This window comes from Bradyrhizobium sp. (assembly GCF_047605465.1).
Lineage (GTDB): Bacteria > Pseudomonadota > Alphaproteobacteria > Rhizobiales > Xanthobacteraceae > Bradyrhizobium.
Map to the genome: position 1 here is coordinate 235341 of NZ_JASGFS010000002.1, position 17445 is coordinate 252785.

Consider the following 17445-nt stretch of genomic DNA (forward strand, 5'->3'; position numbering starts at 1 on the left):
TCCGAGATGAGGTCGAGCGGCTCGCCAACGCTCGGGCTTGCTCGCATACTTGGTGTTTCGTTGGGCCTGTTAGGTGTTGCCTGGGCGGCTTCCACGTTTCCCGTCTTCCGTGACGAAGCTTCACTCGTCGTTTCCGCCCAGCATATTCTTTCCGGCGAGCAATACCAGACTGTCCAGTCGAACGAACTCGGGCGCGAGCTCGCCGGCAAGAACATTTCTACGCTCCGATCGACAACGCTGAGCCGAGCCGTCGTCGTGCGTCTCAAGCTGGACGAACTGGAAAGTGCTTCCCAGAAGGAAGGCTATAATCCGGATCTTGATGCGACTTCCCAGCTGGTGGGTTCTGCGCTTGCCAGGGATCCAGCGGATGCGTTTCTCTGGCTGACCGCCTATTGGCTAGAAAGTGTGCAAGGGAAGACATCGGCGGATCCGCGGTTGCTTCGAATGTCTTATCTGCTCGGGCCAAATGAGGGCTGGATAGCAACCCGGCGAAATCCTCTTGCGGTCCGTATGTTTGCGTCGCTTCCGCCTGATGTGACGGACCGCGTCGTTGCGGAATTCGGGTCGCTGGTACACTCCGGTCTCGGTCAGAATGCAGCAGGCACTCTGTCGGGGCTGGACGGGCCGATACGCGAGAAACTCATCGGCGTCCTGGATGCGGACACTCGTGGCTGGTTCTTGCGAGCTCTGGAAGGCAGGGATGGCGAAGAGCGCATTCCGCCAGGGGCACGGGATGGATTGCTCAAGCTCGAGACGCCATTCTAGTTGATGGTCTGCGCCAGGAGCCGCAGCCGCGCTGCCAGACAGGTTCGTAACCAAGATCAATCGTCGGCAAGTATTAACTGTTACTGCGCTGATTACGGGCCTGGAACTGTGCTATTGGCGGTTTGTAGCGATCGTGTCGGATTTCGTCGTTAGTCATGGAGCATCAATACAAGTCACGGTACCACGAGCTTTGGAGGATTTTTGCATGGATTGCATACTCCAAGCAGGCGTCGCTCGCGATCGCTGATCAGGCCGTAATCAGTCTTTCCAGCTTGCTCCTGAGCGTGGTGATTGCACGAATTGCGGGTCTCGAGCTTCTTGGAAGTGTCGGCTTCGTGCTGATTCTTTCAGTCTTTGGCGGAGTGATACTTGCCTCCCTGATATCGTCTCCTGGCATGGTGCTGTTTGGCTCCATGAACGAAGATGCCGAACGCTATCGAGGCTTCCTGTTCTTGGCAGCGATAGTTCTGGGTGCTGTGTCAGCGGTCGTGCTGTCTTTCGTCTATGCGATCTATCGCTTGCGTACTGGTGCTGCGGCCTCCAATGGCGAGATGCTGGTCGTGGCGATCTTTTTCTCGATTGTTCCCGCCCAGGATACGCTTAGACGAGCGGCATTCGCCCGTGCGCGGCCATGGGCAGGACTGAGGTTGAGCTTCGTGCGAAACCTCCCGCCACCGATAGCGCTTTTGTGCATGCATCGCATGGCGCACTCGATCGAGTTGCTGGACGTGGTCGGCATCTTGGTTCTCGCCAATATCGCTTCCGTTGCGGCTGATCTGATGTTCGATCACCTGCGACTCCCTGATCGGCATTTTTCAGTCACGGCATGGTTGCGCCACTGGCAAATGTCCCGCTGGCTTTTGCTGTCGTCGGTTTTTAATTCCGGATACGAACAGACGTTTACATTCGCGACCGGGATTGTCTTCGGCGACCGCGCCGTCGCAGCAATCCGGATAAGCCAGCAGATATTCGGCCTCTTAGTCGCCGGCATGCAAACGTTCGAGAACACAATTCCAAGGCAACTTGCCCTCGCCGCGGAGGAGGGTGAGAGGTCCTATGTGCGTCTCGTTAACCTTATCGCGGTAGTTGTATTCGTGGGCGTAATCGTGTCTGGCTCGATATTGTGGTGGTTCGGAAACGAACTGATCCAATTTTTCTTGAATGTCGACTACACTCAATATTCCGATCTGCTACTGTTCTGGGCCATTGCAACCGCGTTGAGCGGAGCCAGGTCCATATATGCGATGGCATTCCGCGCGACGCGCAATACCAAGCCAATTTTTTTGGCCGATGCATTTGCGTTTCTGATGGGAGCTCTGATTGTAGTTCCTGCGCTTCAGCGGTTCGGGATTTTCGGCTCCGGGGTCGGCATGTTGGTGACAAATCTCGCAGGTCTGGTCGTTTTAATGACACTCATCCGACGGAACTCTCACCAAATCCGGGAGCAGGCCTGATATGGATTTGGGTCGACAGGGCAAGTTGGTGCGAATGACCTTCCGGGTTTTCACTGAACTCGATGCGGGGATCGAATGACCGTAACGAAGGAGTTTCCAAGAATCCACCCACGCGGGATGTCGCCGCAACGAGGGATGATGCGGTTTAAGTATTCGCTTCCCTTGGTTTTCTATTTTGTGGTGTTCTCGGGATCAATCTATCTTCTGTTCGGTACGTTCGACGAAGGCGAGCTGTCGGAGAAGTCGGGCGGATCACCCTTGTACATGGGGTTGCTTCTCATCACGTACTCGATGGTGCTGCTTCAGCTCGCGATGGTGAGGGGAGCTGCCCTCGGAGTCGTCTTTAGATCCCTTCCATTGCTGGCGTTTGTTTGCTGTGGTTTCTTATCTCTCATAGTGGCCGGTGCCGCGGGCATTTCGGTCATGCGGTATTGCCTCTTGATAGCAACAATTGCCGCGGGTTTGTTGATTTCCGTACGATATAGCCTCGATGAGTTCTGCGAAACGTTCTTCTGGACCTCCTTTACAGTAACGGTCGCGCACTTCCTCGCGTATCCGCTTTTGTCGGGACGTATCGTTTACGATCCTCTGGAGCGAGGCACGCTGCTGGGCCTTACTTCTTACGCGGGTCTATTTCCCCATAAGAGTGTCGCGGCAACTTTCTTCTCTCTCGCTCTGGTTATTTCGGTGGCACGTTATCTTGGCGCGCAGACCAAGAAAACCAAACGTTCATCGATCGCCCTTGCGTTTTTATCATTCATCGCGCTGCTGCTGTGTGGGGCGGTGGGGCGATTGCTGTTTCTGCTAATCAGTGCCGTCGTCACCATGCTGGTCCGAGCTTTCCTCGCGCGAAATACTCGGATGTTCCTTCTCTTGGGCGGAGCTATCGTTTCAGGCGGAATCTTCTACTTCCTCATGGGGGACAGCGGGTGGATCTTTTTCTTCGGGCGGTCTTGGAGTCTTACCGGTCGCGAGGAGCTGTTTCAGCTCTGGCCGAGATTCTTCCTGGATAAGCCGTTATTGGGTTACGGGTTTGACGGATTTTTCACCGACGTTGCTGGGGCGCCTGGAAGCTACTTGGCGGATCTCGCGGGGGGGCGAGGTTTCTCGACATTCGAGAGCGTCTATTTGGATCTACTCATCCAATTCGGTGCGATGGGAGCCGCCTTCTTCTGCTGGATGTTGCTCGTCGGATTCGGAAGGTCCGTGAGATTCTACCTCAGGGATTCCTCGAAATACAAAGTAATCCCGCTGCTGCTTATCATATGGACCGTGTTGGGGTCGGCGCTGGACAGCGGGATTCTCACACAGAACTCGCTTGCCTGCGTTATCGCCTTCTGGATCTACTTCGGTGTCGATCGTGCCTATCGATCGTCCAGCAAAAGAGGTCCCGCTCTGGGCCGACTCAAAGGTAACTCGTTCACACGAGCTATCGAGCTGCGGCGCGGGTTGCCTCTTGGGCGGCTCTAAGCAAGTTAGCGGCCGGTTCCTCGACGGTAAACTGCTCAGCGAGCTGGATGTTGGCGGCAGAGAGGCTTTTCCAATGGTCCGAGTTCTGCAATAGGCGGTAGGCAGCTTCGACCCATTTATCTTCGTCGAGGTCGAGACAAATGACGCCGCCGCTGCGTTTCGATAGCTCCAGACCGGATGCAGATTTACTCGAAGCGATGGTTGGCGTTCCCGCGGACATTGCTTCGTTCACGACCAGGCCCCACGGGTCTCCACGAGACGGAAATAAGAACAGACGCCCCGAGTTGTAGAACGATGCAAGATCTTGAGCTTGCAGGTAACCGTCAAACTGAAATTCAACCCCGAGATCGGCCAACCTGTCTTGAAGCCACTCTCGAAGTTCGCCGTTCCCAGCCACGCGAACGCGTAACGTGCCCTGTAGCAACTTCAATTTCTCGACCACCCGGCAGAAGAAGTAGACACCTTTTCTCTCATCATCGATATTGCCGCACCACAGCAAGTCGAACGGTCGCTCAGTCACGGAAGAATACGACGTAGGCCGAGGTACCGACGACACAATTGGAAGTTTCAACAACCGCGATCGCGGAAGTCCGTAGCTCTCTAAAAGCTCCAGGCTGAGCTCGCCGGCACCAAGCCCGAATGCCGCGCGAGGAACGAGAAGTCTCCGGAATAGCCGGTGTATTCTGGACCACTCGCCCGGATCCGTAAGTTTCCAGCCATCGGTCGTGACGCAGTAGGGGCGGCGGTGAATGCGTGCCCAGGCCGCTGCGATAACCATCGTCGGTGAGAACGCATTGATGAAGACGACGTCCGGATCGAAGGCACTCAAAGCAGACCAAACGCCTGGGTTGAGATAAATATGCTGCGTATAGCTGCGATGAAGTCTCATGCCTTCGAGAATGACGACCGAATAATTCGAGGGGGGCGGTACGTTCCAGGCTCGTGAAGGCTCGTTGTCGCTGCAGCACAATACCTGAAGCCGGTCTTCGGGAGACTTGCAGACGGCCTCAAAAACTGCGTGCGTATACGGGGCGATGATGTTTGTGACGAACGCGATCTTCATTTCCGATATTCAATCCAAAATTGAAAAATGTCGCCGTTATCCAGCCGCGGAAGTGGATGCGAGGGGTTGTCCGGAAGCCATGGTCGCGCGCTCTATGGCAGCGGAATATATCTCCGACAATCGCTGCAGGTTTCTCTCTCTCGTGAATTTCCTCTCGAAAGCCAGGCGTGCACCTCTGCCCAGATCTCTGGCCAGTTGAGGTGTGTTGAGCAATCGTTCGATCGCCTCCTTCCAGGACGGGAAGTCGTCCAGCTCTCTCGTGAAGCCGGAGATGTCGTCTTCGACCAGTTCAGCCAGCGATCCCATTCGTGAAACGACGACGGGGGTGGCGGTGGAGAAGGCCTCGGCGACGATCAGTGAGAAGCCCTCGAACCAGCGAGACGGTACGACGACCACGGCAGCTGATTTGATTCTCTCGAGCACGGCTTGATGATCAAGCCAGCCTCGGAATACGACGTTGCGTGGAGCGTTGGCGCTGAGCTGGTCCTTCTCAGGACCATCTCCAATGATCTCGAAAATCGCGTCGACCGATTTTGCAAGCTCGATAAAGAAGCTCACGCCCTTTTCGCTGCTGAGGCGGCCAACGAACAGAACACGTCTTTCTCGTGTCTGCCCCCCAATCCCGGCATCCGGAACCGAATTCGGCTTCGTAACGATCTGCGACGGAGGGAATCCGTCGCTGATCATTTGCTGGCGAACGAATTCTGTCAGCGCGATGAGCGTGAGGTGATGCGGGTGTTTATCCAGCAACTGCCGAAAGCGATGGCCCACTCGGGTAACGGCGTATGACCCGATCGCTGAATTTCGATAGCATCGATGGATGACTGCCGGTAGCCGCATCGGATGCTTCAGGCACAACTGACAGACGGAATCGTTGCGCAAGAACATCCCCCCGGCACATACATGTCGGAAGTTGTGCAGGGTGTGCACGGTTGGGATATTGCTCTGAACACTATAAGCTACGGCAGCGGGGCTGAGCCTCGGGAAGAAGTTGTGAAAGTGAACGAGCTCGGGCTTAAAGGACGTGACCTGCTCGGCGAATTGCTGCACGATCCGTCGATTGTCGAGAATGTTGAGAAAGGTGGCTGCCTTCGAGGCAACGCTTTCGATGGTGTCGTTCGATATAACGAACTCCCCGACCTCGTGGCCGGCTTCGGCGAGCAGTTTGGCTTCCTGCTCGAAAACGATATCCTCGCCGCCACGTTGTTGATACCTGTTGTGAGCTAGCAGGATCCGCATCGTTTCCTTTCCATGGATATGGTGGTCGGTTAACCAATATGGCCCGAACCACGGCGGGCGAAGGAAACCAGCTCGAGACCAACTTTTGCCGAGTAACAGGGGGAGCGTTTGGCGAGCCTATGCGGCCGGAGCCTTGACGGCAAGGCCGGGCCCCTCCCGCGGTTAACGCGTTATACGCGATGGGACCGGGCCGAAGCGCGCAGGTAAGCCTGTCTTGAGGTCATCCCTGGGTAGATACACCGCCAGTCCGGCCGAATCTCCCATTTTTGTAGCGCCGCTAACTGGGCTAGGTTATTCTTGGCAAGCATTTCTTGGTTCGCAGGTTTACGATCATACATGAATGTTTCCGATCTGGTTGGCAGGGCGAGAGGCTTTTTACGAGAGACGAGCTATGTCCGCGCTTATATGTTCGACGAACGATTTCGAGCGCTAGGCAAGCCTGAGTTTCGTGGTTCGTATTTGCCATATTTTTGCTACGCTGGCCTTGCCAACCGTTTTCGTAGCCATTTTGCAGCTTCCCTTGTCGGGCGGGAGCTGAACCGCCAGGTGCTCCCTATCTGGATCAAGACGATGCATCTGGAATCGGATGCAACGGATGTGTTTGAAGAGGAGTGGTCGAAATTCCGCGGTGGGCTTCCTCACGGATATGTCGGGGTCAACACGTCGTCGGTCTTAACCGGTGAATTCCGGTCGCTGGCTCAATCAAAGCAGCAATTGGTCGTGCTGGGTTTTGACCTGCAATGGCTTCCGATCGCCGAGACGCGACGCTTGTTTGGCCCGCATGAGAGCGTGGAGTTTCGATTTCGTCCCAATCTCGTTGCCGCAGCCAACGAACTCGTAGCGTCGTTGCGCCGGCCGTATTTGGCCGTCCACATTCGACAGACAGATTTCATAGCGAACCAGGCCAACTACAAGCCGATGTCCTACTATGAAGCCGAAATTGCGAAGGCCGTCGGCGGCCGAGCTGATCGGCTCAAATATGCAACCTTGCTGGTTGCGAGCGATGACAGCGTCAATCTCGATGCGGCGCTCCTGGCAGAATTCGAGAACGTCGTGATCCTCACCCCTGAGAAGAGTAGAACAGAAGCCGGAGTGGCCTCAGAAGCGCTGGTCCATCTGCTGGCTCTGGGCACGTCCGATGGATTTGTCGGAACCCCCCGGTCGAGCTTTAGTGAGTTCGCGGATGCAGTTCAGTGCGGGGCGGTCGTCGTGCCGGGACTTCATCTGAATTCGCTCGTTTGATGCGAGCTTGAAGTGCGAGTACGCCGGCAATGCGAAAGTCGGTATCGCGTGGACAAGGTCGAGATCGGGGTGACGGATCACTCCGTCGACAGGACGTCATTCCCCTGGAGTATTTGAAGTGGATTTTGGTGTGAATCGTTTTGCTGCCGCTATCGTGGTTGCCGGTGCGATATCCGCGATCGAAGCGCGGTCGGCTGCGGCGGAGGATGCCGCGCGGCAGGCCGACATGGTGACCCACTCTTCCCCAACTGAAAAGTACTCCTACTCTTTGGAAGGGTATCAAGTCTCGAGCAACGCGTGGGGGGCCGGGAAGCTGGTTGAGGGACGTGACTTCTCGACGTCGGTTACGTTCAACCCGGGTAATTTTCAGAAGGGAACATCGTTCTCCTGGAAGTATCCGCGCAGCGTGGGCGGAGTCTACGCCTACCCGCATATCGACTTTGGCTCTTGGGCCGCTCGTGTCAGTTCGACACAGGGGGCCAACATGGTGCGTCTAGCGTCGAACTACAGCGTTTACCTCTCAAATCGCTCCAGCTCGACGGTGGCGTTCGATTTCTGGTTCAACAGCCTTCCGAAAGGAGGCTGGTCAACGACGAGCGTAGAGCTGCTGATTGAAGTTCACGCCACCGATAGGGGGAAGCCGAACCAGCCGTTTTCCTTGAAGAGCGCAGGCTTCGAAGGGGGCTCCGTGTACGTCTCGAACATGAGCGCTGCCGGCGCGAACTGGAAATTTATCAATGTGAAGACCCGGGCCGATGTCATGTCCGGCACGCTGGTTCTATCGGACCTCATCAAGGAGCTGATCTGGAACGGCGTTCTCACCGGGCAGGAGTATCTTGCATCCCTGCAATTTGGGTCGGAGGTGAGGGGAGGGACTGGAACACTCCAGATTGACAAACTCAGTTACGATTGGACCGCGAACCCTACGATCTTGGGCACGAGCGGTGACGACACGCTCTCCACGGTGCCAGGTGGTGGGAATCACGTTGTCGGAAACGGTGGGGCCGATACCGCAGTCTATGCTGGTCAATATTCCAACTATCAGATCAAATCCGCCGGTCCTGATGTCCTGATACTCACCGAGAACAAAATCTCGAGCTTGGATCTGTTGCGAGGAGTCGCCTTCATCCGATTCTCAGATGGAGAATACGACGTTGCCCGCGGTCGCTTCGTCGCGGGTTCGAGCCAGGTGCGCAACTGAGCTGACGATTAGCCGGCGCGCGGCCGCTCGCACTTACAGTTTGGCGATTTTCTCAGGCGCCCACGACCCCGACAGGATATCCTTGATCCCGGCGATGTTTCCCCTGAGGCGGCCGGGACGATCGAAGTGAGAGTTCTTCGCGGTCGCCACCATAAATGCGTTTCCGGCGAAACCTCTGATAATTCGTCGGTATGCGTCGAAGGGTTTGATGACCTTCTTCTTCATGAGATACCAAGGATTGACGACCTGCGAGTAGCCAAACCTGAGGCCAAAATCTCGACCGCCCTTGACGCCGAGATGGACTCCCCAGAGTAAATTGGTCCTGATCATCCTGGCTCGAGCACCTGCTCGGAGCCCGAAATCGAGGTCCTCCAGCCAGCCGTAGAGCACCAACCGCTCGTCGAACGTCAGGCCGTCGATCGTCGAAGCGCGGAAGGCCATGTTGCAGCCATAAGGTGTATCGAGATGCGTCCAGTGGTGCTCCAACGTCGGCTTGCTGGCTGATTGATCCACATCGTCGACGATGGCTTTTCCCTCGGGCCACCGCAGCGCGCCGGTCGTCACGCCGTCAGCCAGCACTTTTCCGGTAACGGTCCCCACCTCAGCCTGATTGGCGAATAGGAGCCGGACTCTCTCGATCCAAAAGCGGGATGGGATGAAATCGTCATCGAAAAATATGACAATGTCATATTTCCCGCCGAGTCGATCCAGCGCTCGATTCCGTTGAGCGGTCAATCCCGGAGTGCCGAACAGAAACTCCACATTGTCATGAGATGCAGTGGGCTGCTCGAGGTCGTCGGGAGTGCAGGCAGAGACGACGACGATATCAGGAGCGATCGTCTGCCGGCCCAGTTCCTCCAGCAGACGCGAGACCTCATGCGGTCTACCCTTGGTCGCAATGATTACGGCTACGGAAAGATTCATTACAATCTTCGTGTTCAGATATTTCAGCAATATATCTTTTTATTGCGCAGGGAAAGGCCTGCCACTCCAGTATCGGGCTGACAAAGTTACTCGCAATACTGTGGTTCCGGCCGTCATAACTTGATCCGGTTCCATTGAGGGGCGGCGGCTCTGAGCGGCTTTGCAGATGAGCACGCGATCGCGGGACTCGAAACCTGAACGCGATCCGGCTTGCGCAGCAAGTTGGAACGACAGTGTCCTATTGCAAAGAATCGATGCGAGATTGGTCTCCCATCCAGCGGATGAACATCGGCCCAAACTGAATCAAGTTCTGTCACCCGGGCCGCGCGACAGATATAGCTGCTTTTCCGATCCGGAAGAAGCTTCCAGTTACTGGCACTCACCCACGGACATGTGGGCATTTCGCTCGTGCCAATCGATCCTGTTCGCAACCAAGGCGTCCAGGCTCGCTTGTGGGATCGATCAAGCCTTGCGGCACGAGAAAAAGAGCCAGGTGTCGGAACAGGATTCGTTGGCCGGCTCTCCCTGTTCGTCAATGGCCTCGATATTGGAAAAACCAGCTTCGATGAGCTGTCGAGTTTGCTGACTTGGCGACACGTAGTAGAGAATGAAGGAGAAGTCCCCGGCCGCATCGTTCAAGAGGGCGTAGCCGGAATGGCGTTCTTCCTGCGCCTTCTTGCGCTGATGATTGAGCATCGCGATCGAAAGCCGGACGCTTCGTCTGACAAACTCTTTTGGCTGCAAAAATGGATTGGTCTTCCAGGGTTGAAGCCTGGGTACCTCCCAGGGTCGGCGTACCTCGCTCCCCAGATTGTGGGTCGAGAATGCAAATGCTCCACCGTCTGACAAGACCCGATGAGCCTCGCGAAGTATCTTCATCCGCCCGGTATGTCCAACACCGTCCATTCCGGCGCCGAAGAAAATAACGAGGTCAAAGGAAGCATCGGCGAATTGCGACATGTCGGTGGCGTCGCAAACCTCGAATCGAACAGACGGGAAACGAGATCGGCAGATGGCCACCATCGCCGGGACGAGCTCGGTGCCGATGTAGTCGGCGCTGATCTTCAAGAGAGCAGGTGTTGTCTGACCGCCGCCGATACCAAGGTCGAGAATTCGCTTGCCGGTGAATTCTCTCTCGAGGCGAGACAGGATGAGGAGCTCCGGCTTGAGCAGATCTCTCGGGGCAGTATAGGCCGCGGTGTTCTTGGGGTGTTTTAGGGCGACGAGATTCGCTGTTGCGGGATCGTTCATCGTGCCGATCCTCGACCCCTCGTATGCACACCAAAGGCGGGAAGGTTATCGTAATTAATTATCAACGAATCTTGGACGTTGATCATGAATTCCTCTTGAGCGCTATATTTGGTACGAGCGCGCCAGCGATGGCTATAATATATGAGCAGTAACCAGATTCGTCATCGAAATAGTAATTTGTGACTATGGCTCGTGCAATTGGACAATTTCGGATTACCATTATTTGGTTAACTGCTATCTTGCGAATTAAACTTATTTCCTGAGTTTGTTATGGTTTGGTTTGCAGCGGTAATCTCCAAGAACTAAAACGGTATCTTGGCCTGTCCGCGTGATTTGCTTCGATTGGTGCGGGCACAGTTCCACGCTAACGAAAGCGCTTATGCCAGAAATACTTACCAGAAGCGCCTCGAACGTACGTTGGGTGGGAACCTCTCAGCTAATTCGGCTTATTATTCAACTATGCAGTGTTGCTCTGCTTTCTCGCCTACTTGCGCCTTCCGACTATGGCTTGCTGGCGATGGCGATGGTCGTGACGACGTTTGCGGGTGTTCTCAGGGATATGGGAACAGCAAATGCGCTGATACAGAAGGAAGAGCTAGCTCCCGCGTTATTGGATACAGTTTTTTGGTTCAATATAGCGCTGGGTCTCGCATGCAGCGCATGCGTTGCTGGTGCCTCGTACCCGATCTCAATTGCTTTTCAAGAGCCGCGGCTTCAGCCCGTGTTGATCGCACTTGCAGCCATTTTTCCAATCTCTGCATCGAGCGTAACGCAGCAAACGTTGATGGAACGGGCGTCGCGGTTTCGCGACGTCGCCTTGCTAGAAATACTTTCGGCTCTACTTGGTTTCGTTGCGGCCGTAATAACCGCTTGGTGCGGATGGGGGGTTTACAGCTTGGTCGCGCAGACTTTCATGGTCGCCGCTGCGTCGACAATGCAAGTGTGGCTCCTATCTGGTTGGCACCCGACGCTCCGGTGGGATCAGGAGGAGTTTCGCGGTATATGGGGCTTTAGTGGGAATTTAACTGTCTCCAATATCGTCAACTATATCGCGCACAGTGCTGACACCTTTTTGGTTGGCTACTTTCTTGGGGCCACTGAATTGGGCTGGTACAATATGACTTATCGTATTGCGCTTCTTCCACTTCAGAATCTTACCTACGTCACCAACCGAGCGCTATTTCCTGTCTATGCAAGGCAGAGCCGAACTGATCTCGGGAGATATTATCTGAAATCGCTTTCGCTGTTAGCGCTTGTTACCAGCCCGGTTATATTGGGACTGACAGCCGTACGAGTTCCTGCCGTCGAAACGCTTCTCGGCGAAAAGTGGATGCCTGTTGCAGGCCTTTTGGCGTGGATGTGTCCTACAGTCTTATTGCACTCGCTCCTGTCGACCACCGCGACCATTCTTATCTCGATCGGTCGAACAGACGTCTTGAGAAACTGTACTCTCCTATCTTCGGTATTCGCGGTCGTAGCGTTTGTCGGCGGGATTCCGTTTGGAATTAATGGGATGGCGGCCGCATACTTTCTCGCAACGGTCCCGCTCTTTTTTGGGATTTTCTACATTACCCTGAAGCACCTAAATCTGGGCCTGGGGGAGTTGGCTAGATGCACGTGGCGTCCTATCGCAATTTCCCTTGCGATGGCGGCATTCGTGATGGTCGTCGACGACTACCTCATGCCGCATCAATTTCAGGCTTGGGTTCGGTTAGCTATTCTTCTCGCAGTCGGCGTAGTCGCCTATTTTGCGTTAACCATCCTGTTCTTGCGAAATCTTCTGTCTCAATTAAAAGCCATCGCGTTGATGAGGTCTCGATGAATTTTGGCGAAGAGCAGTACAAACTGCGAGCACAAGAGTCTCTGAGCTTAGTGCAGATATCTCCTACGGAGAGAAAATGAAGATATCGATCTGTATTTGTACATATAACAGAGCAAATATCCTGAAGTACTGCCTTCGTTCCCTTTGTGACCTAAGCGCTTCAGCGCTGCGCCACGAGGTGGAAATTGTAGTGGTTGACAACAATTCAAGCGATGGAACTCGCGATTTGGTGGCGAGCTTTGTCTCGGAATGCCCGTTCGAGTTGAACTATGTTTTTGAGGGGGAACAAGGAATTGCAGCTGCTAGAAATAGAGCAATCGCTGAAGCTAAGGGCGATTACGTTGCTTTCCTAGACGATGAATGCACGGTGGGCCCTGATTGGCTGTCGATTGCGTTGGCAGATATCGATCAATATCGACCGTGTGTCATTGGGGGACCCTATATGGGAGCGTTTCTCCCGGGAGATCGCCCGGGTTGGTTCAAGATTGAGTATGGGAATGCATATTTCCTCGCGCGCGAATACGAGAAAGGATTCCAAAATGACTTTCGCGCCTCCTCGGGAAACATGTTTGTGCGGCGTGATGTCTTCGATGCAGTCCTTTTTGACCTTGCATATGGCATGAAGGGAAAAAAGCTTGCGCTGCACGAGGAAACAGAACTGCAAGAACGATTCTTGCGCGATCATCCAACTGAGAAAATATTCTACGATCCCGAAATGGTAGTTTGGCATTTTATCCTTCCGGAGAAAATGCGATTAGTTTATCACGCGAAGCGGACGTTTGTCGCAGCTTTGACAGGGCCTGGCAAAGTCGACCACGCGGGCTTCTTGATCTCTCTGAGTAAGACCTTTGCGCATTTGACCTTTGCGCCGATCAGTTGGGCATGGCGAAATAGAAAAGTCCATCCGTCTTGGAAAAATGTTGCTTATGAGCGCACTATACCAAGGACCGGCTATCACGCGGGACTGGTTGCGAAGTACATTCGCGCTTATTTTTGAGGTCTAAAGTTCAAGCGGTCAAGCGCGTCGGATATTGGAAGAATTTCAAAGCCGGCTGCTAGAACTGCCCTAACGGAAGCCTCAAGTAGCGATGGCTGGCACCCAAATTTCGACGGGGAGTCCTCGACGTCATGCGTATAGAAAATGAGCCATGAGCCGGGCTCGGCGGCCTTTCTAACAATATCACGAATACTCTCGACGTTTGTGGTGGGGCTATATAGGCGAACTGCACGTAATCGTCCGAGATCGGCTGTTTGTTGATTTACACCAAGCTCAATTCCCCGACATGTATCAAACATTTTTTGCAACTGTTGTGTCGCTCGAAAAGAGACGTCTCCAAACGGATATGCAAAGGTGCGCATTGCAACTTTAGGCAAATGCTCCGCAACGAACGCTGCATTTAGCCTCACTTCTTCGATGACCGTGCTTGGCGACATCTTCGAAGCCCTGCAGTGATGGAATGTGTGACACCCAATTTCGTGCCCAACCCCAGCTAAACGCGTAACATCAGCTATCGAATATTGCTCCACGCCGTCTACGATCTTCTCGCAATATGATCCTGCTAAATAGAACGTACCCCGAGCATCACGCTCTTCGAGGATGTTCGCTCCGTTAATCGCGGCCGAATGGGGGAAGTCATCGAATGTAAACGACGCCAAAGGTCGTCGATTTCGTAAGCGAAGAGACTTGGCAAACAGGGAGGATCGTATAGCTTTTCGTAAAGAAAAGTGATGCTGCAACATTTGTTCGACTCGGTAATCATCTTCGAGAGCTGCAAACAGCTGCTATCAGCGCACCGATAAGCTTCACTGCGCTGAGCAAGTGATTTCCACTCTAACGAGCCAGCGCCGATTCAATCCCGAAGCTTTCAGTTAAGTAGTCCCTTGTGATGGCTTCTTGAAGCGCCAAAAGCGACGAAGTCTCCAGTCGTCGCCCAATCGATTATCGTTGTTGTGCTTCCAGTCATAGAGAAACTGGTTTCCGCAGTTCAGATCCGCATCAAAATATCGGACTACCTCAAGTCCGAGTTCTTCTGCGATTCGCTCGACATAGAATGGAGACGGACGACTTCCAACTCCATCCAAAGCCTCCTCGTCCTTGCCTTTGTCCTCGTCACAGAAGAATATTTTGTCTGGATCTGTCGAGTCACAAACGACCGTTTCCATGAGGATATCGTTCGACATCTGGAAGCAGCATCGCAAGTGAGCGTCAACGTTCTTGAGGTGGTACAGCAATCCAAAATTTACGATCAGGTCGAACTGCCCAAAACGAGAAAAGTCGTGCTCTAAGTTCACATTGACGAATTGAAGGTTCTTGATGTTTCGATACTTCAGTTTGGCGACAGTAACGTTCTCGCTGCGCCCCTCAAGACAGAGCATATCAGCTCCTAGTTCGGCTAAAAATGCGCCGATATCGCCGTGGGCGCTGCCCAGTTCGAGGACTCTTTTACCCTTAAAGTAGTCAACCCCGTAGATGGAAAGTATTTTGTTGAATCGCTTCGCACGCCAGATGTCGTAGCTATGGTGATGGAGGCCGGCCTGGGTGTTGAGACCGCTAAGAAAAAGATACTTGTCGATTGGTGACAATTTGTAGTCGAGTATTTGGAGGTCGACCCGGCTATTTATCATCGACGAAAGCTCTGAAGCGGCTCTATAGAACCTCTTGACTTTCGACAACATTCCTAATTCTCCCGATCGTCACGGCAACTCGGATAAGTCGCCCACAATAATGTCTTCGAACCCGTGTAGCATCTCTACTGCGGCAGAAAAACTCGTTACTGAGAGTTGGAACAGAGAAGTTCCTGTTGTGTTCGCTTCACCTTGCTTAATGGTGAAAAACTCCATTTGTCCGTCGATCGATGAATTGTCGCGCCCTGCTAATCGACGCGACCTAGGCTGGAGAGCGTGCGCGGTGCGTTTAGTTATTGAGGCGGATTAGCGGCGCTCAACTACTGGGGTTTCTCCGCCACAAGGTAAACCCAGCAGTCCATCTCATCATAGCCTGCCGATTTCTTGGTGTTGCCGATTAAGCTGAGGGCCGTCAGCCCAAGATCCTGTAGTCGACTGACTTCCTTCGGTAGGTCGACATAGGCGGTCAAAAGAGAGAAATGCAGTGCAGGATCGTTTATGAACGCCACCCCGCAGTGATCGTCCTGCGTTTGGCGTCGAAAGGACCTCAATCTATTTCGAACTAGGCGAATAAATCTCACGGGGTTTCGAGCGATAATGTCCGGCATAAATAGCCGATTTTTCCAAGCTCCCGCTCGGTGGTAACCGAGGTTGTGAGTAGAGTAGATAAATATTCCGCCGGGCCGAAGCACGCGTTTAATTTCGAGAAGTATTTTTGTTCGGTCCGAAAGCCCAACGTAGTCTATCCCGTTAAAGGCAAACACGACGCAGTCGAATGCCTCGTCCGGAAAATGTAGTGACCGAGCATCCATGGTCAGAAGGCGGGCGTCAGGATATAATGCTTTCGCTTTACGGACTGCGTGATCAGATATGTCCACCCCAGTATAGTTTGCGAACTTCTCGGATAGGAGGGGTATCATCCGTCCGGCTCCCGCTCCGACGTCTAATACCGAGCTGAGATGTGAATTTGGTACTAAATCGAGACTAAATGTCTCTGCGGGAATGAGCCATGAAGCCGCATCGGGCTCGTGAGCTAGTATGGCATTCAAAGTAGCTTGGCTGGTTTGTTCCATGGTTTGAGCCTAGCTTTTCCTCGCGAATGACCGTGCTAGCCACCTTGTTATTTCACGAAAGTATCTCCACGCTCTCGTGTCTTTGCCGAACTCATACGCTTTTCCTATCGTAGTCACAGGAATCCTTGCTTGATGAAGCTCTATCGACCTATCAGTATAGGTTGTTTTATAGCTCTCGTCGCCAATTCCGAAGTCAAAGACTGAAGTGTGATTTTCAAAGTTCCACTTGAGAAGGTCTTCCAGTAGGAGGCGGCCCGCAGAAAACCGTCTCCATTCCCCGCCCTCAAAACTCATCACAATGCCGATGAAGCGACCTTTGCAAAACAGTCCCCAGTTTGTAGAAAGGATTGTCCCGTTGACCTCGAGTGCAGAAATGAGCAATGGTCCGGGCCAAGCAAAACGCTCGACCAACGAGATGTAGTATTGCCTGTACCCGGGACGGTCTAAGCCATCAACTCCCCAAGTCTCGATGTACCGCTGAGACTTCTGCCGCATCATCGCCTCAAGGATGCGTTGTCGATCAGCAGCGGTTTCCGCAATCGAAAAGGTTAGCGAGCCGAGTTTGGCGAGCCTTCTGCGCTGGGCGCTCGTTTCGCGTTTGTACGGCAAGCGTTTCGCAGCATATTCCTCCCAACTCGTCGTTATAGTTACAACATGGCCCGACCGGTCGTAGCGTCCTTTGGCAAGCCCTATGATGGGGTTTGGTACGCCGCAAATATCCGCCGGCATCTTCTCGAATTCAGCCAAGTCGAAAGTCGGTAGCGCCGTCTTCAGCCCCTTCCAGAACCTCTCCAGCGTCTCACCTTCCCATGCCGGCATGGAACGGAAGAGGATGGGCGCATTGTAGTCGGAGACGCCGCCATCCAGGAAACGGAGAATGCGCATACCGCGATGACGTTCGATTCCCAGAGGCAGCAGGAGGACTGGCTGGCCGCTCGCGTCGAAGACGCCAACAAAAAACGTCTTTGTCTGTCTGGCGCGACCAATCGTGTCACACCAGACCTCCAGTAGGTCGGCGCATTGAAACGCATAGCAATGGGCGGAGCTGCTGCTGTCGGTGCGTGGCCATAGGTCAGCAATTTCAGCAAGGCTACGAGCGACCCGGAATGTGAATGACGGGACGGCGCTGTCCTCGGGAAGGGAGACGGATCGCGTCGCCGCGTCCGTCATGGGCACCTCGTTCATGGACATTTTCGATCTCGACGGTGTCGCAATGCTAGGCGAGTTACAGTTTGGTTGGCGCGCGAGCGATTTGGTGCATGCGGGGTTAGTTGCATCTCCACTTCGCTCTGGCGCCTCATGCGATTTCGCTTCCT

General features: G+C 54.0%; 15 protein-coding genes. 7 read left to right on the forward strand and 8 right to left on the reverse strand.

Annotated features, from left to right (window positions below):
* Positions 1–6 precede the first annotated feature (6 nt).
* The 3 genes from QM712_RS03055 (at position 7) to QM712_RS03065 (ending at position 3689) form a co-directional block, all read left to right on the forward strand.
* Complete coding sequence (locus QM712_RS03055) at positions 7–765, forward strand: hypothetical protein (protein ID WP_415021559.1); 759 nt, start codon at positions 7–9, stop codon at positions 763–765.
* A 155-nt stretch (positions 766–920) separates the two neighbouring features.
* Positions 921–2219 carry a lipopolysaccharide biosynthesis protein gene (locus tag QM712_RS03060; RefSeq protein ID WP_415021560.1) on the forward strand — a complete coding sequence of 433 codons (1299 nt, stop codon included), beginning with the start codon at positions 921–923 and terminating at the stop codon, positions 2217–2219.
* Between the two features lie 75 nt (positions 2220–2294).
* Positions 2295–3689, forward strand: coding sequence for an O-antigen ligase family protein (locus QM712_RS03065; RefSeq protein WP_415021561.1), 1395 nt, complete (start codon positions 2295–2297; stop codon positions 3687–3689).
* On the opposite strand, the gene QM712_RS03070 is transcribed toward QM712_RS03065, so the two are convergent.
* Positions 3649–4752 (reverse strand): glycosyltransferase, encoded by a 1104-nt coding sequence (locus QM712_RS03070; RefSeq protein ID WP_415021562.1) that lies wholly within the window; start codon positions 4750–4752, stop codon positions 3649–3651. The genes QM712_RS03065 and QM712_RS03070 overlap by 41 nt on opposite strands.
* 36 nt (positions 4753–4788) lie before the next feature.
* On the reverse strand, positions 4789–5991 hold the full coding sequence (locus QM712_RS03075) for a glycosyltransferase family 4 protein (protein ID WP_415021563.1): 1203 nt from the start codon (positions 5989–5991) through the stop codon (positions 4789–4791).
* A 336-nt stretch (positions 5992–6327) separates the two neighbouring features.
* On the opposite strand from QM712_RS03075, the gene QM712_RS03080 reads away from it, so the two are divergent.
* Both QM712_RS03080 and QM712_RS03085 read left to right on the forward strand, forming a co-directional pair.
* Entirely contained in the window at positions 6328–7233 is a 906-nt protein-coding gene (locus QM712_RS03080) for an O-fucosyltransferase family protein (protein ID WP_415021564.1), read from the forward strand.
* A gap of 118 nt (positions 7234–7351) precedes the next feature.
* On the forward strand, positions 7352–8434 hold the full coding sequence (locus QM712_RS03085) for a hypothetical protein (protein WP_415021565.1): 1083 nt from the start codon (positions 7352–7354) through the stop codon (positions 8432–8434).
* A 33-nt stretch (positions 8435–8467) separates the two neighbouring features.
* Here QM712_RS03085 and QM712_RS03090 read toward each other — a convergent pair whose 3' ends face one another.
* Positions 8468–9358, reverse strand: coding sequence for a glycosyltransferase family 2 protein (locus QM712_RS03090; protein WP_415021566.1), 891 nt, complete (start codon positions 9356–9358; stop codon positions 8468–8470).
* Between the two features lie 462 nt (positions 9359–9820).
* Complete coding sequence (locus QM712_RS03095) at positions 9821–10609, reverse strand: class I SAM-dependent methyltransferase (RefSeq protein WP_415021567.1); 789 nt, start codon at positions 10607–10609, stop codon at positions 9821–9823.
* A 379-nt stretch (positions 10610–10988) separates the two neighbouring features.
* Between QM712_RS03095 and QM712_RS03100 the strand changes: the two genes are divergently transcribed.
* Complete coding sequence (locus tag QM712_RS03100) at positions 10989–12431, forward strand: lipopolysaccharide biosynthesis protein (RefSeq protein WP_415021568.1); 1443 nt, start codon at positions 10989–10991, stop codon at positions 12429–12431.
* Between the two features lie 76 nt (positions 12432–12507).
* Positions 12508–13428, forward strand: coding sequence for a glycosyltransferase family 2 protein (locus QM712_RS03105; protein ID WP_415021569.1), 921 nt, complete (start codon positions 12508–12510; stop codon positions 13426–13428).
* On the opposite strand, the gene QM712_RS03110 is transcribed toward QM712_RS03105, so the two are convergent.
* From QM712_RS03110 to QM712_RS03125, 4 genes are all read right to left on the reverse strand, one after another.
* Positions 13419–14171 carry a polysaccharide deacetylase family protein gene (locus tag QM712_RS03110; RefSeq protein WP_415021570.1) on the reverse strand — a complete coding sequence of 251 codons (753 nt, stop codon included), beginning with the start codon at positions 14169–14171 and terminating at the stop codon, positions 13419–13421. The genes QM712_RS03105 and QM712_RS03110 overlap by 10 nt on opposite strands.
* A gap of 129 nt (positions 14172–14300) precedes the next feature.
* Positions 14301–15107: a class I SAM-dependent methyltransferase gene (locus QM712_RS03115; RefSeq protein WP_415021571.1), complete on the reverse strand. Its 807-nt coding sequence runs from the start codon at positions 15105–15107 to the stop codon at positions 14301–14303.
* Positions 15108–15376: 269 nt separating this feature from the next.
* Positions 15377–16129, reverse strand: coding sequence for a class I SAM-dependent methyltransferase (locus tag QM712_RS03120; protein WP_415021572.1), 753 nt, complete (start codon positions 16127–16129; stop codon positions 15377–15379).
* Between the two features lie 9 nt (positions 16130–16138).
* Positions 16139–17314: a GNAT family N-acetyltransferase gene (locus QM712_RS03125; protein WP_415021573.1), complete on the reverse strand. Its 1176-nt coding sequence runs from the start codon at positions 17312–17314 to the stop codon at positions 16139–16141.
* Positions 17315–17445: the final 131 nt, after the last annotated feature.

Coding starts and splice junctions, on each gene's coding strand:
- QM712_RS03055 (WP_415021559.1), top strand. CDS start 7: ATGAGGTCGAGCGGCTCGCCAACGCTCGGGCTTGCTCGCATACTTGGT.
- QM712_RS03060 (WP_415021560.1), top strand. CDS start 921: ATGGAGCATCAATACAAGTCACGGTACCACGAGCTTTGGAGGATTTTT.
- QM712_RS03065 (WP_415021561.1), top strand. CDS start 2,295: ATGACCGTAACGAAGGAGTTTCCAAGAATCCACCCACGCGGGATGTCG.
- QM712_RS03070 (WP_415021562.1), bottom strand. CDS start 4,752: ATGAAGATCGCGTTCGTCACAAACATCATCGCCCCGTATACGCACGCA.
- QM712_RS03075 (WP_415021563.1), bottom strand. CDS start 5,991: ATGCGGATCCTGCTAGCTCACAACAGGTATCAACAACGTGGCGGCGAG.
- QM712_RS03080 (WP_415021564.1), top strand. CDS start 6,328: ATGAATGTTTCCGATCTGGTTGGCAGGGCGAGAGGCTTTTTACGAGAG.
- QM712_RS03090 (WP_415021566.1), bottom strand. CDS start 9,358: ATGAATCTTTCCGTAGCCGTAATCATTGCGACCAAGGGTAGACCGCAT.
- QM712_RS03095 (WP_415021567.1), bottom strand. CDS start 10,609: ATGAACGATCCCGCAACAGCGAATCTCGTCGCCCTAAAACACCCCAAG.
- QM712_RS03100 (WP_415021568.1), top strand. CDS start 10,989: ATGCCAGAAATACTTACCAGAAGCGCCTCGAACGTACGTTGGGTGGGA.
- QM712_RS03105 (WP_415021569.1), top strand. CDS start 12,508: ATGAAGATATCGATCTGTATTTGTACATATAACAGAGCAAATATCCTG.
- QM712_RS03110 (WP_415021570.1), bottom strand. CDS start 14,171: ATGTTGCAGCATCACTTTTCTTTACGAAAAGCTATACGATCCTCCCTG.
- QM712_RS03115 (WP_415021571.1), bottom strand. CDS start 15,107: ATGTTGTCGAAAGTCAAGAGGTTCTATAGAGCCGCTTCAGAGCTTTCG.
- QM712_RS03120 (WP_415021572.1), bottom strand. CDS start 16,129: ATGGAACAAACCAGCCAAGCTACTTTGAATGCCATACTAGCTCACGAG.
- QM712_RS03125 (WP_415021573.1), bottom strand. CDS start 17,314: ATGAACGAGGTGCCCATGACGGACGCGGCGACGCGATCCGTCTCCCTT.